General features: G+C 70.7%; 11 protein-coding genes. 1 reads left to right on the forward strand and 10 read right to left on the reverse strand.

Translation table 11 applies throughout. The features are described from left to right. Positions 1 to 47: 47 nt before the first annotated feature. The 8 genes from ACIF6F_RS04340 to ACIF6F_RS04375 all read right to left on the reverse strand — a co-directional run bounded on the left by ACIF6F_RS04340 (position 48) and on the right by ACIF6F_RS04375 (position 10207). A complete protein-coding gene (locus tag ACIF6F_RS04340; protein WP_399941050.1) occupies positions 48 to 704 on the reverse strand; it encodes a phosphatidylserine decarboxylase in 657 nt (218 codons plus the stop codon). Between the two features lie 176 nt (positions 705 to 880). After that, entirely contained in the window at positions 881 to 2086 is a 1206-nt protein-coding gene (locus ACIF6F_RS04345; protein WP_399941052.1) for an acyl-CoA dehydrogenase family protein, read from the reverse strand. Positions 2087 to 2088: 2 nt separating this feature from the next. Beyond that, positions 2089 to 2601 carry a MaoC family dehydratase gene (locus ACIF6F_RS04350; protein ID WP_226738650.1) on the reverse strand — a complete coding sequence of 171 codons (513 nt, stop codon included), beginning with the start codon at positions 2599 to 2601 and terminating at the stop codon, positions 2089 to 2091. Positions 2602 to 2603: 2 nt separating this feature from the next. After that, positions 2604 to 3578, reverse strand: coding sequence for an HpcH/HpaI aldolase/citrate lyase family protein (locus ACIF6F_RS04355; protein ID WP_399941055.1), 975 nt, complete (start codon positions 3576 to 3578; stop codon positions 2604 to 2606). Continuing rightward, positions 3575 to 5635 carry a protein meaA gene (locus ACIF6F_RS04360; protein WP_399941057.1) on the reverse strand — a complete coding sequence of 687 codons (2061 nt, stop codon included), beginning with the start codon at positions 5633 to 5635 and terminating at the stop codon, positions 3575 to 3577. The genes ACIF6F_RS04355 and ACIF6F_RS04360 overlap by 4 nt, the downstream gene beginning before the upstream one ends. Before the next feature lie 30 nt (positions 5636 to 5665). After that, positions 5666 to 7039, reverse strand: coding sequence for a crotonyl-CoA carboxylase/reductase (gene ccrA / locus ACIF6F_RS04365; RefSeq protein ID WP_399941060.1), 1374 nt, complete (start codon positions 7037 to 7039; stop codon positions 5666 to 5668). A gap of 404 nt (positions 7040 to 7443) precedes the next feature. Next, entirely contained in the window at positions 7444 to 8259 is an 816-nt protein-coding gene (locus ACIF6F_RS04370) for a TetR family transcriptional regulator (RefSeq protein WP_399941063.1), read from the reverse strand. Between the two features lie 121 nt (positions 8260 to 8380). After that, on the reverse strand, positions 8381 to 10207 hold the full coding sequence (locus tag ACIF6F_RS04375) for a 3-hydroxyacyl-CoA dehydrogenase family protein (protein ID WP_399941065.1): 1827 nt from the start codon (positions 10205 to 10207) through the stop codon (positions 8381 to 8383). Between the two features lie 468 nt (positions 10208 to 10675). On the opposite strand from ACIF6F_RS04375, the gene ACIF6F_RS04380 reads away from it, so the two are divergent. Continuing rightward, positions 10676 to 11314 (forward strand): HEAT repeat domain-containing protein, encoded by a 639-nt coding sequence (locus ACIF6F_RS04380; protein ID WP_399941068.1) that lies wholly within the window; start codon positions 10676 to 10678, stop codon positions 11312 to 11314. A gap of 57 nt (positions 11315 to 11371) precedes the next feature. On the opposite strand, the gene ACIF6F_RS04385 is transcribed toward ACIF6F_RS04380, so the two are convergent. Then, positions 11372 to 13600: a hypothetical protein gene (locus tag ACIF6F_RS04385; protein WP_399941071.1), complete on the reverse strand. Its 2229-nt coding sequence runs from the start codon at positions 13598 to 13600 to the stop codon at positions 11372 to 11374. A 102-nt stretch (positions 13601 to 13702) separates the two neighbouring features. Next, positions 13703 to 14137 carry a RidA family protein gene (locus ACIF6F_RS04390; RefSeq protein WP_399941074.1) on the reverse strand — a complete coding sequence of 145 codons (435 nt, stop codon included), beginning with the start codon at positions 14135 to 14137 and terminating at the stop codon, positions 13703 to 13705. Positions 14138 to 14187 lie beyond the last annotated feature (50 nt).

Consider the following 14187-nt stretch of genomic DNA (forward strand, 5'->3'; position numbering starts at 1 on the left):
TGTCCTCTTCCTCGGCCTCGGGAACCCAGCCGGCCGGGGTCTCGTGATCAGTCACGGTCAATTCGAGTCACCCCTGCCGTGGTGGCCTGGCCGACCTCGACCCCGACCTCGACGCCCTCGGGGAGGTAGATGTCGACACGGGAGCCGAAGCGGATCAGGCCGATGCGCTCGCCCTGCTCCACCTTGGTGCCCTGCGGGATGTACGGGACGATGCGGCGCGCGACCGCTCCCGCGATCTGCACCATCTCGATGTCGCCGAGCTCGGTGTCGAAGTGCCAGACAACGCGCTCGTTGTTCTCGCTCTCCTTGTTGAACGCCGGGACGAATCCGCCGGGGACGTGCTCGACCGACGTCACCGTGCCCGCGAGGGGCGCGCGGTTGACGTGGACGTTCAGCGGGCTCATGAAGATCGCGACCCGGGTCCGGCCGTCCTTCCACGGCATGATGCTCTGCACCACACCGTCGGCGGGCGAGATCACGCGGCCCGGCGCGATCTCGCGCTCGGGGTCGCGGAAGAACCACAGCATGCCCGCCGCGAGAGCGGTGGTGGGCACGGCCACCGCGGCCCAGCGTCCGGACTTGCGGGCCCGGGTGAGGCTGAGTGCCGCGGTGGCAACGGTCGGCAGAAGCCACGGCGATGCTCCGCGCGCGAGGCGTACGCCGAGTCGGCTGTCGCGAGGTGCAGAGGTTTGGCTGTGGGGCATGGATGACCTTCGTAGCGGGTGATTGCCGCGCCGCAAACGGGGGGACGGGACGGCGGCTTTACTGGAATGCTATCGGTTGCGCGCAACAACTGGGCAAGCCAGAAGCCGAGTCGATGGCCGGAAGCCAGTGACAGGGTGTGACCCTTTTCGCGGACCTTCCGCTACAAAAGGGACTTTCAGCCCTGGAGCTTGTACTCCTCGAGCAGGCGTCGCCCGATGATCATTTTCTGGATCTCGGCGGTTCCTTCACCGATCAGCAGCATCGGGGCCTCCCGGTAGAGGCGCTCGATCTCGTACTCCTTCGAGAACCCGTAGCCGCCGTGGATGCGGAAGGCGTCCTCCACGACTTCCTTGCAGTATTCGGAGGCGAGGTACTTCGCCATCCCTGCTTCGAGGTCGTTTCGTTCCCCGGAGTCCTTTTTGCGTGCTGCGTTCACCATCATGGCATGAGCGGCCTCGACCTTGGTAGCCATCTCGGCCAGCTTGAACTGAATGGCCTGGTGCTGGGCGATCGGCTTGCCGAAAGTGTGACGCTGCTGGGCATACCCGACACCCAGCTCGAAGGCACGCTGCGCGACACCGCAGCCACGGGCGGCCACGTTCACACGACCGACCTCGACTCCGTCCATCATTTGGTAAAACCCTCGGCCGGTGGTGCCGCCAAGGACCCGATTGGCCGGAATGCGCAGTCCGTCCATGATGAGTTCGGTCGTGTCGACGCCCTTGTAACCCATCTTGTCGATCTTGCCCGGGATGGTCAGGCCGGGACGGACCTCACCGAAGCCGGCCTCCTTCTCCACGAGGAAGGTGGTCATCGACTTGTGGGGCGCGGTGCCCTCGGGGTGTCCTTCGTCACTTCGGACGAGGACGGCGACCAGAGTGGACGAGCCGCCGTTCGTCAGCCACATCTTCTGGCCGTTCAGGACGTACTCGTCGCCGTCCTTGACCGCCTTCGACGTGATCGCCGACACGTCCGAGCCCAGGCCCGGCTCCGACATCGAGAAGGCGCCGCGGACCTCGCCCAGCGCCATGCGGGGCAGGAAGTGGTCCTTCTGCTCCTGGGTGCCGTGCTGCTTCAGCATGTACGCCACGATGAAGTGGGTGTTGATGATGCCCGAGACGGACATCCAGCCGCGGGCTATCTCCTCGACGCACAGCGCGTAGGTGAGCAGCGACTCACCGAGACCGCCGTACTCCTCGGGGATCATGAGACCGAAGAGGCCGAGCTCCTTGAGCCCGTCGACGATCTGCTGGGGGTACTCGTCGCGGTGCTCCAGCTCGGTCGCGACCGGGATGATCTCCTTGTCCACGAACTCGCGGACGGTCTTGAGGATCTCCTGCTGGACGTCGGTCAGCCCGGCGGTCTGGGCGAGTCGTGCCATGGCTACTTCCCCTGTTCCTTCAGCTGGGGCCGGCCGGGCTGCTCGCCGCCGCGCTCCTTGATGTACGTCTCGGTCGGGACCATCACCTTGCGCCGGAAGACGCAGACGAGGGTGCCGTCCTGCTTGTAGCCCTTGGTCTCGACGTAGACGATCCCGCGGTCGTTCTTCGACTTCGACGGGGTCTTGTCCAGGACCGTGGTCTCGCCGTAGATCGTGTCGCCGTGGAAGGTCGGCGCCACGTGCCGCAGCGACTCGATCTCCAGGTTGGCGATGGCCTTGCCGGAGACGTCCGGCACGGACATGCCGAGGAGCAGCGAGTAGATGTAGTTGCCCACCACCACGTTCTTGCCGAAGTCGGTGGTGTTCTCCGCGTAGTTCACGTCCATGTGGAGCGGGTGGTGGTTCATGGTGAGCAGACAGAAGAGGTGGTCGTCGTACTCCGTGACCGTCTTCCCGGGCCAGTGCTTGTAGACCGCCCCGACCTCGAACTCCTCGTAGGTGCGTCCGAACTGCATCCTCAGGCCTCCGGGATCTCGAACTTGGTGGTGCGCGTCATGCCGGCGGCGCGGCCCTTGCCCGCGATGACCAGGGCCATCTTGCGGCTGGCCTCGTCGATCATCTCGTCGCCGAGCATCGCGGAGCCCTTCTTGCCGCCCGCCTCGGAGGTGCACCAGTCGTACGCGTCGAGGATCAGCTCGGCGTGGTCGTAGTCCTCCTGGGAGGGGGAGAAGACCTCGTTGGCCGCCTCGACCTGGCCGGGGTGCAGGACCCACTTGCCGTCGAAGCCGAGGGCGGCGGCGCGGCCGGCGACCTCGCGGTACGCGTCCACGTCGCGGATCTGGAGGAAGGGGCCGTCGATGGCCTGGAGGTTGTGCGTACGGGCCGCCATCAGGATGCGCATCAGGATGTAGTGGTACGCGTCCGCCGGGTAGCCGGGCGGCTGCATGCCCACGACCAGCGACTTCATGTTGATCGAGGCCATGAAGTCGGCCGGGCCGAAGATGATCGTCTCCAGACGCGGGGAGGCGGCGGCGATCTCGTCGACGTTCACCAGGCCCTTGGCGTTCTCGATCTGCGCCTCGATGCCGATCTTGCCGACCTCGAAGCCCATGGTCTTCTCGATCTGCGTGAGCAGCAGGTCCAGCGCCACGACCTGCTGGGCGTCCTGGACCTTCGGCAGCATGATGCAGTCGAGGTTCTGGCCCGCGCCCTCGACGACCGTGATCACGTCGCGGTACGTCCAGTGGGTGGTCCAGTCGTTGACCCGCACGACCCGGGTCTTGCCCGACCAGTCGCCGTTGTTCAGCGCGTCCACGATGGTGTGGCGGGCGCCCTCCTTGGCGAGCGGCGCGCAGGCGTCCTCAAGGTCGAGGAAGACCTGGTCGGCCGGCAGTCCCTGGGCCTTCTCCAGGAACCGGGGGTTGGAGCCCGGCACCGCGAGGCAGGAACGGCGCGGACGCAGCCGGTTCACGGGGGAGAGAGGCGTGGTCATGCGGGGACCTCCGAGATTTCGAGGGGGCTGAGCTTGTTCGCTGTGCGGATCTCGTCGACGATACGGCCGATGATCTCCGTGATACCGAAGTCCTTCGGGGTGAAGACGGCGGCCACACCGGCCGCGCGCAGTTCGTCCGCGTCGGCATTCGGAATGATGCCGCCGACGATGACGGGGATGTCGGGCGCCCCCGCCGTGCGCAGCCGGGCGAGCACGTCGGGGACCAGCTCGCCGTGCGAGCCGGACAGGATCGACAGTCCCACGCAGTGCACGTCCTCGGCCAGGGCGGCACTGACGATCTGCTCCGGCGTCAGCCGGATGCCCTGGTAGACCACCTCAAACCCGGCGTCGCGGGCGCGGACGGCGATCTGCTCGGCGCCGTTGGAGTGGCCGTCGAGGCCGGGCTTGCCCACCAGCAGGCGCAGCCGGCCGCAGCCCAGCTCCTCCGCGGTACGGGCCACCTTCTCCCGGACCTCGGCGAGCGGGGTGCCGGGCTCGGCGGTGACCGCCACGGGGGCCGAGGAGACGCCGGTGGGGGCGCGGAACTCGCCGAAGACCTCGCGCAGCGCCTCGGCCCACTCGCCGGTGGTGACGCCCGCGCGGGCGCACTCCAGGGTGGCCTCCATCAGGTTCTCGTCACCGGCCGCCGCCTCCTTCAGACGCTCCAGCGCCTGCTGGGTGGTCGGGAAGACGAAGGGGTCGCCGCCGCCCTGGCGGTCGGTGGACTCCTGGCGCTCGGCCTTCCAGCGGCCGATGTCCGCGCGCACCCTGGCCTCGACCTTGCCGTCCACCGTCATGATCGCGGTGTCCAGGTCGGCGGTGAGCGGGTTGGGCTCGGTGGTCTCGAAGATGTTGACGCCGACGATCTTCTCCTGGCCGGCCTCGATCCGGGCCCGCCGCTCGGCGTGCGAGGAGACCAGCTGGGACTTCAGGTAGCCGGACTCGACGGCGGCCATGGCGCCGCCCATCTCCTGGATCCGGTCGATCTCGGCCAGGCACTCCGCGACCAGGGCCTCGACCTTGGCCTCGATGACGTGCGAGCCGGCGAAGATGTCCTCGTACTCCAGCAGGTCGCTCTCGTGGGCCAGGACCTGCTGGATGCGCAGGGACCACTGCTGGTCCCAGGGGCGCGGCAGGCCCAGCGCCTCGTTCCAGGCCGGCAGCTGGACCGCGCGGGCGCGGGCGTCCTTGGAGAGGGTGACGGCCAGCATCTCCAGGACGATGCGCTGGACGTTGTTCTCCGGCTGCGCCTCGGTCAGGCCCAGGGAGTTGACCTGGACGCCGTACCGGAACCGGCGCTGCTTGGCGTTCTCGATGCCGTACCGCTCGCGGGTGATCTGGTCCCAGATGCGGCCGAAGGCGCGCATCTTGCACATCTCCTCGATGAAGCGGACGCCCGCGTTCACGAAGAACGAGATGCGGGCGACCACCTCGCCGAAGCGCTCCTCGGGCACCTGGCCCGAGTCGCGCACCGAGTCGAGCACGGCGATGGCCGTGCACATCGCGTACGAGATCTCCTGGACCGGAGTGGCCCCCGCCTCCTGCAGGTGGTAGCTGCAGATGTTGATCGGGTTCCACTTCGGGATGTTGTTGACCGTGTACGCGATCATGTCCGTCGTCAGGCGGAGGCTCGGCCCGGGCGGGAAGACGTGCGTCCCGCGGGAGAGGTACTCCTTGACGATGTCGTTCTGGGTGGTGCCCTGGAGCTGGGTGATGTCCGCGCCCTGCTCCTCGGCCACCACCTGGTAGAGCGCCAGCAGCCACATGGCCGTGGCGTTGATCGTCATCGAGGTGTTCATCTGTTCCAGGGGGATGTCCTGGAACAGCCGGCGCATGTCGCCCAGGTGGGAGACCGGCACGCCGACCCGGCCGACCTCGCCGCGGGCGAGGATGTGGTCGGGGTCGTACCCGGTCTGGGTGGGCAGGTCGAACGCGACCGACAGGCCGGTCTGCCCCTTGGCGAGGTTGCGGCGGTACAGCTCGTTGGACGCCTCGGCCGTGGAGTGGCCGGCGTACGTCCGCATGAGCCACGGACGGTCCTTCTGGCGCTCTGTCATCTCAGGCTGTCCCTTTGGCCTTTGGGCGTCTCAGACGTTGCGGCTGGTCGAATTCGTCCGCTCCGCTGGCGCGTCACGGAACAGGTTGATGGCGTCGAGGTGCTTGGCGCGCAGCTCGTGGTTGCGCACGCCCAGGCCCTCCTCGGGGGCGAGGCAGAGGACGCCGACCTTGCCCTGGTGGGCGTTGCGGTGGACGTCGTGGGCCGCCTGGCCGGTCTCCTCCAGGGAGTAGACCTTCGAGAGGGTGGGGTGGATCTTGCCCTTGGCGATGAGGCGGTTGGCCTCCCAGGCCTCGCGGTAGTTCGCGAAGTGCGAGCCGATGATGCGCTTCAGGGACATCCACAGGTAGCGGTTGTCGTACTGGTGCATGTAGCCGGAGGTGGAGGCGCAGGTGGTGATCGTGCCGCCCTTGCGGGTGACGTAGACCGAGGCGCCGAAGGTCTCGCGGCCCGGGTGCTCGAAGACGATGTCGATGTCCTCGCCGCCGGTCAGCTCGCGGATCTTGGACCCGAAACGCTTCCACTCGCGCGGGTCCTGGGTCTCCTCGTCCTTCCAGAACCTGTAGCCCTCGGCGTTGCGGTCGATGACCGCCTCGGCGCCCATCTTGTGGCAGATCTCGGCCTTCTCCGGGGAGGAGACGACGCAGATCGGGTTGGCGCCGCCGGCCAGGGCGAACTGGGTGGCGTACGAGCCGAGGCCGCCGCTGGCGCCCCAGATCAGGACGTTGTCGCCCTGCTTCATCCCGGCGCCGTTGCGGGAGACCAGCTGGCGGTACGCGGTGGAGTTGACCAGGCCCGGGCTCGCCGCCTCCTCCCAGCTGAGGTGGGCGGGCTTGGGCATCAGCTGGTTGGACTTGACCAGGGCGATCTCGGCGAGGCCGCCGAAGTTGGTCTCGAAGCCCCAGATGCGCTGCTCGGGGTCGAGCATCGTGTCGTTGTGGCCGTCCGAGGACTCCAGCTCGACGGAGAGGCAGTGCGCGACGACCTCGTCGCCCGGCTTCCAGGCGTTGACGCCCGGGCCGGTGCGCAGGACGACGCCGGCCAGGTCGGAGCCGATGATGTGGTACGGCAGGTCGTGGCGCTTGGTGAGCTCGCTGACGCGGCCGTAGCGCTCCAGGAAGCCGAAGGTCGAGAGCGGCTCGAAGATCGAGGTCCAGACCGAGTTGTAGTTGACCGAGGAGGCCATGACGGCCACCAGGGCCTCGCCCGGGCCGAGTTCGGGCACCGGGACCTGGTCGAGGTGGAGGGACTTGCGCGGGTCCTTCTCGCGGGTGGTGAGCCCTTCGAACATCTCCGTCTCGTCCTTGTGCACGGTGATCGCGCGGTACGAGTCGGGGAGCGGCAGGGCCGCGAAGTCTTCGGCCGTGGCGGCCTGCGACTGAATCGCGTCCAGGATGTGCTTCACGGTGGTGCCTCCGGCGAGGGTGCGTCGAGGGAACGCTGAGGGTGGTCCGTTGGAGGTGTGCCGTCGGTTCGGCGGTGCTGTGGTGCGTGAGGCGCTGTGGTGGGCGCGTGCGGCCTGGTGACGCAGGCGGTCCGGGGCGCGTTCCGTGCGAGTGGTGGCACGGGCCGCGGGGACGTCCGGACTGACTTCAACGTATGGCACCCCGTGTCACTCGGCAAGGCACTGCGTGCCAAAAATTTCTCTCAATTGCCGATTGACCTGCGCAGATGAGCGATGATCGATCAGAGTTACCCGCGAGTAGGGGCAACCCGGACAACAGGAACGGCCGCCTCCCGGGTACCGGGAGACGGCCGTCACATCAGGCGCGTCGGGGGCATCGGGCGCCCGGTGGCGCCCCTGCCGTCCTACTTGTTCTTGAGTGCTTCCTCGATCGTCCGCATGACCTCGTCCAGCGGAGCGTCGGTACGGGCCACCGCCACCAGCACCTCGCCCTCCGCACTGACCGAGGCCGGCGCGGCGGCCGGGGCGGGCGCCCCGTTGAGCGAGCGCCCGGCACCGATGCCGGTGCCGAAGGTCTTCCGTACGATCCCGAAGGCGTGGTCCAGCTGCGCCTCCACGTCCCCCTGGCCCCCGGCCCGCAGCCAGCGCCGCAGCACGTGGTTGTGGGCCGTCACGACCGCCGACGCGGCCACCTCGGCCAGCAGCGGGTCGTCGTTGCCGTCGTGGTGGTCGGTCTCGTCGAAGTGGGCCAGCAGGTACCGGGTGAACAGCCGCTCGTACCGTGCCACCGAGGCGATCTCCCGCTCGCGCAGGGTCGGCACCTCACGGGTCAGGCGGTAGCGCTCCACGGAGACCGCGGGGGAGGCCGCGTACATCTTCATGACCTCCTTGATCCCCCGGCACACCGTGTCGAGCGGGTGCTCGTGCGCGGGAGCGGCGTCCAGCACCGCCTCCGCCCGGGTGAGCGTGTCGTCGTGGTCGGGGAAGATCGCCTCTTCCTTGGACCGGAAGTGCCGGAAGAAGGTCCGCCGGGCCACCCCGGCGGTCGCGGCGATCTCGTCGACCGTGGTGGCCTCGTACCCCTTGGACGCGAACAGCTCCATCGCCGCGGCGGCGAGCTCGCGGCGCATCTTCAGCCGCTGGGCGGCCGCGCGCGCCCCCGCCGTGCTCTCCGGGGCATCGGTCGGGGCGGTCCGTGTGGTCTTGGGGGGCTGGGACATAAGGCGAACGTACTGCATGTGCGCAGCCGAGGGCGCCCGAGGGGGTGGATGCGGGGGAGGGCTCCCGGAGGGTACGGCCCGCCCTGAGGGCCCGAGGAGACCTCCCCACGCGTCCGGCCCGCTACTTCCGGGCGTACTCACGGAAGCCGCGGCCGGTCTTGCGGCCCAGGCACCCGGCCGCCACCAGGTGCTCCAGCAGCGGCGAGGGAGCCAGGCCCGGGTCCCGGAACTCCTTGTGGAGCACCTTCTCGATCGCCAGCGAGACGTCGAGGCCGACCACGTCCAGCAGCTCGAACGGACCCATCGGGTAGCCGCCGCCCAGCTTCATGGCGGCGTCGATCTCGTCGAGGGAGGCGTAGTGCTCCTCGACCATCTTGATGGCGTTGTTCAGGTACGGGAACAGCAGCGCGTTCACGATGAAGCCCGCACGGTCCCCGCAGTCCACCGGGTGCTTGCGGATCCGCGCGCACACCTCGCGGACCGTGGCGTGGACGTCGTCGGCCGTCAGGACCGTACGGACCACCTCGACCAGCTTCATCGCCGGCGCCGGGTTGAAGAAGTGCATGCCGATCACGTCCTGGGGGCGGGACGTGGCCTTCGCACAGGCGACGACCGGCAGCGAGGAGGTCGTGGTGGCCAGCACCGCGCCCGGCTTGCAGATCTTGTCCAGTCGCTCGAACAGGCTCTGCTTGACCGCCAGGTCCTCGGCCACCGCCTCGACGGCCAGGTCGACCCCGGCGAAGTCCTCCAGGGAGTCCGCCGCGGTGACCCGGGCCAGGATCTCCTCACGGGCCTCCGCTGTCATCCGGCCGCGGTCGACCATGCGGGACAGGGACTTGCCGATCGCGGCCTTCGCCGCCACCGCCTTCTCCGGGCTGCGGGCGGCCAGCACGACGTCGAAGCCGGCCTGCGCGAAGACCTGCGCGATGCCGCAGGCCATGGTGCCCGAGCCGGCCACGCCGACCGAGGACACCGGGCGGCCCTCGCCCAGCTGCGCCCCGTCCAGCGGGGTCTGGGCGTCGCGGACCACGGCGGCGCTGCCCGGCGCCTCGTACGTGTAGAACCCGCGGCCCGCCTTGCGGCCGGTCAGGCCCGCCTCGGCCAGGTGGCCCAGGACCGGCGCCGGGGCGTGCAGCCGGTCGCCGGACGCGGCGTACATGGCCTCCAGGACGGTGCGCGCGGTGTCCACGCCGATCAGGTCGAGCAGCGCGAGCGGGCCCATCGGCAGGCCGCAGCCCAGCCGCATCGCGGCGTCGATGTCCTCCCGGGAGGCGTACTTCGCCTCGTACATGGCGGCGGCCTGGTTGAGGTAGCCGAAGAGCAGGCCGTCGGCCACGAAGCCCGGGCGGTCGCCGGCCGCCACCGGCTCCTTGCCCAGCGCGCGGGCGAGCGCGGTGACCGCCTCGACGGCCGGCGGGGCGGTGAGGACCGAGGAGACCACCTCGACCAGCTTCATGGCCGGCGCGGGGTTGAAGAAGTGCAGGCCCAGGACCCGCTCGGGGTGCTGCGACTCGGCGGCGAGCCGGGTCACGGAGAGGGCGTTGGTGCCGGTGGCCAGGATCGTGTCCGGGCGGACGATGGCGTCCAGCGAGGCGAACACCTGCTGCTTGAGCGCGTAGTCCTCCGGCACGACCTCGATCACCAGGTCGGCGTGGGCGGCGGCCTGGAGGTCGCCGAAGGTGCGGAAGCGGGCCAGGACGTCCGTCCGCTCCTGCTCGGTCATGCGCTCGCGGGCCACCGAACGGGCCGTGGCGGCCTCCAGCGCGGCGACGGCGCCACGGGCGGCGGCCTCGCTGATGTCGATGCCGATGACCTCGTGGCCGGCGCGGGTGAGCACCTCGGCGATGCCGGTGCCCATGGTGCCGAGGCCGACGACGGCCACGGTCTGCAGGGAGTTCGCGGAACTCGGGGAGGCGGACTGACTGGGCGGAGTGGACTGACGGTCCATCGCGGGACTCCAGTGAGGTGGAAGGTGACGACTGGAAGGGCGGCGCGGCGCACGCGGGTGGATGAGGGCACGCGGCGTGCGGCGGTGCGGCTGTGGTGCGTTGCGGGGCCGGCTGAGGGGAACGGCCGCACGGCACGCGCGGTGCGGCGTGCCAGGGCGGTGCTGCTGCCTGAGCTCGAAGAGAAGTCCGGGCGTACGTGCCGCCCGTGAGGTGGTGCGAACGGCGCGGACCCTGTCCCGGAGCCCTGCCGTGTGACCGGCGGTCGCGGGGGCGCTTCACGGAAGTCCCCGGACCGGCCGAACCGACCGAACACTTGGGGCGGCTGCGTCACCAGGCCGCGATCCAAGTCGGCGCACCTCTGTTCGGAGGTGCTGAGGCGAGATTAACTCGCCGGTAGCTTGAGCGCCAGTGGGGCGGTCGGCCGGATCCGGTGTGATCTGCGCCGCGCCACCCCTACCCTGCTGCCCATGGCCGAGGCAGACGCGGGACCAGGCGGGGCGGGCACGGGAACGGGTGGGGCGAGTGCGGGAACGGGCGGGGCGGATGCGGGAACGGCGGAAGCGCGTCGCTTCGCCGAGCGGATCCGGGCCGAGGCGGGGGCGGCGTGCGAGCCGCTGCTGACCGCGGCGCCGGAGGACCTGGCCCCCGTACTGACCGAGCTGGAGCAGCCCCTGTGGGCCCGGGAGGTCGCCGCGTTCCGGCTGGGCTGCGCGGGAGACCGGCGGGCCTTCGAGTCGCTCGTCCTGCTGCTCAACCACCGCGACCCGCCGCGCTGCGCCTCCGCCGCGCACGCCCTGGCCCGGCTGGGCGACCCGCGCACCGCCCGGGCCGCCGCGGCCCTGGCCACCAACCCGCTGCGCACCGCCTACGCCACCCACGCGGTACGGCTCCTCGCCGAGCTGCGGGCCCCCGAGTCGGCGCCGGCCCTGATCGCCACCCTGGACCGGCTGCTCTCGCCGCACGACCCGTACTGGCGGGTGGCCCTGGCCTGCGTCGAGGGCCTCGGCGCCCTGGCCGACCCCCGCGCCCGCCCCTCCCTCACGGCGGCCCAGTCCCACCCCCGCCTGGCCGTGGCGGCCACGACGGCGCTCCGCCGCCTTCCCTGACCGTCGGCCGCGGAGGCGGCGGGCCCGGATCCCGGCCCGGGCCCGGATCCCGGTCCGTCAGGCGACGACGGCGGCGGTCGGCGCGCTGACCGCCGTCCCGCTGTAGTGCCCGGTGCGGAGGGCGGTCACCTTGACGGTGATCCGCTTGCCGCGCTGCGCGCTGCGCAGCACCAGGGTGGTGCCGGTCGCGCCGTCGATGGCCGTGCCGTCGGCGTACCACTGGTAGCGGTAGGAGGTCGGCACGGGCGACCACGTCCCGCGGGCGGCGGTGAGCGCACGGCCCACCTTCGCTGTGCCGCCGACCGACGGTGCGGTCGTGGCCTTCGGCGCAACGCCCTTGCCCACGGCGGCCGTGGCCGCGGAGGTCGCCGACCGGCTCCCGTACTTCGCGCTGTGCGCCCGCACGGTGACGGTGACCTTCTTGCCGAGCGCGGCCGCCGGTACGACCAGGCTCGCCCCGGTGGCCCCCTCGATGGCGACCCCGTCGGCCTTCCACTGGTACGTGTACGAGTCGGGCACCGGCGTCCAGCTCCCGCGCGAGGCCGCCAGCTTGGCCCCGACCCGCGCGGTCCCGGTGATCGCGGGGGCGGTGGTGTTCTTGAGGGGGGAGGACGTGACGGTGTAGGAGCCCATCCCGAAGTCGAACTGACGGGTCCGTACGGTCAGGCTCCACACACCCGTCGCGGCGCCGCGCAGGTCCAGCACGGCCTTCAGCGTCTTGCGGTCGTCGGAGACGGCCACCGTGGTGGAGGTGATCGTCTTCCCGGCGGACGTGATGTGGACCGAGTCGTCCGGATGGAGCGCGGAGCCCTTGACGTAGACGACGGCCTTCGTAGCGGTCACCCCCGATCCGGGGCCGACCGACCCGACGCTGATCTCGTCGTGCCCGCAAGGGATGGTCGTGCAGCGCACGTCCGCGCCGAACGCGGACGACGAGACCGCCTCGGGAAGGCCCAGGACGAAGAAGCCCTCGACCGCCAATTCCGGGCCGGAGTCGCCCGTGGCGCACAGGAAGCGGTCCGAGCTGCGGTGGCAGCTGTCGGCCAGCCCCTTGCCGTACAGCGCCGGGACGGCCGTCGGCGCACCCGCTGCGTCCTTGCGGGTCAGCACCTCGAAGGAGTCGCGGGTGGACAGGGCCACGGACCGGCACACGGCGGTGTGCTGCTCGTCGAGCGTGCCGGACAGGGGGCCGTAGCCGTAGGCGACGTTCACCCTGGGGCACTCGGGCGCCGGTCCGGCCGCCGTGGCGAGGAGCAGCGCGTCGAACCGGTAGGACGCCGCGGGCCTCCGCCCCTCACGGACCGCCATGAGCACCTGGTAGCGCGAGGACCCCGTGACGGCGCAGGCGGTGTCCCGGTAGGTGCACACCACCTTGCCCGTCGCGTCGTGGACGAGGTAGTCGAGGGTGCCGAGGGGGTCCCGGACGTTGAGGTGCAGCACGTCCGCGGTGTCCGACGCCGTCACCTGCCGGCACTTGAACACGCCCGGCACACCGGGTGTACCTCCCTTGGACGGGCCGCCCACCAGGGTGGGGGCCGTCGTGGTGCAGCCCTTCGCGGTGGCCGTGACGTCGCGGCGTGCCAGCGTGAACGCGCTGTCCGAAGTCCCGGCCCGGTAGAGCAGGGTGTGAGCGGTGCCCGGGGTGAGGAGGCACGTGGTCCAGGTGGTGGTCAGACCTGCGTACAGCCCGCACACCCTGCGCCCGGAGGTGTCCACGACACTCAGCTTCGGGCCCGCGGAACCGGACACGCGCCGCAGCTGGAGGAGCTCCGCAGCACTGTGCGCGCCAGCCGGGATGGACAGGCAGTGTGCGAACTCCTCCGTGTTCGTCGCCAGGGTCACCGAGGCTCCGGAACTGCTGAAGTCTCCGGCGGGCAGCACCGGGCAGTCGTTCTCCGCGTCGGTCCGGTGGAAGGCGACGGCGTAGGACCCGCCCGCCCCCGCCGACGCGGCGCGCACCACGGCCCTGAACGGGGCCTGGCCCGTGAGCTCGCAGGTTTCCTCCGACAGGGTGCTCGCGTCGCAGCGCGAGGCTCCCGAGGCGTCGATGACGGTGATCGCCGGCCGTACCTCCCCGCCGGCCAGCGCCGCGAGACGTGCGCCGGACGGCAGGGGCAGTTCCAGGCAGTCCTCGGGGTCTGTGTCGCTGAAGGTGCCACGGTGCGTGCCGAGCGAGACGGCCTCGCAGTCCGTGTCGGCCCCGGCCGTTGCCGCCCACACCGGTGCCGCCGGCACCAGCAGGGTGAGCAGGACGGTCAGGGCGACCAGGAGTGCGGCGTATGGCACGGAGTTCGTCCGCGTACACGCGGATTTGGGCATTCCGATCCCCCCGGAGCGGTGATGTGATCAAGAGCGGCGCAACGATAGACGCCTCTCCGGGAGGACGGGTCACCGGGTGGGCACCACCGCGAAGGCCTCTATCTCGACCAGGAGCTCCGGGCGGAAGAGGGCGCTGACCTGGACCGCCGTGCTGGCCGGGTAGCGGTCGGGGGCGATGAACCCGTCGCGGGCCGTGCGGACGGCCGGGAGGTGGGCGATGTCCGTGACGAAGTACGTCAGCTTCACGACGTCGTCGAAGGTCGCCCCCGCCGCCGCGAGGCAGCGGCGGAGGTTCTCGAAGACCTGGCGGGTCTGGGCACCGGCGTCGCCCGCGCCCACCACCTCGCCCTTCTCGTCCAGCGCGCACTGGCCCGAGACCGCGACGAAGCGGCCGGTGCCCCAGACCGTGTGGCTGTAGCCGGTGCCGGGGGCCATGCCCTCGGGGGCCGGTATGCGGGTGATGTGGCTGTGGCTGTCGCCGGATGTGTGGCTCGTCGTGGTCATGGGTGACATCCCATCATCCGGCTGCGGGGGAGGCCCAGGGGCCGCCCCCG

This window comes from Streptomyces sp. NPDC086023 (genome assembly GCF_044540325.1).
In the GTDB taxonomy this organism is placed as follows: domain Bacteria; phylum Actinomycetota; class Actinomycetes; order Streptomycetales; family Streptomycetaceae; genus Streptomyces.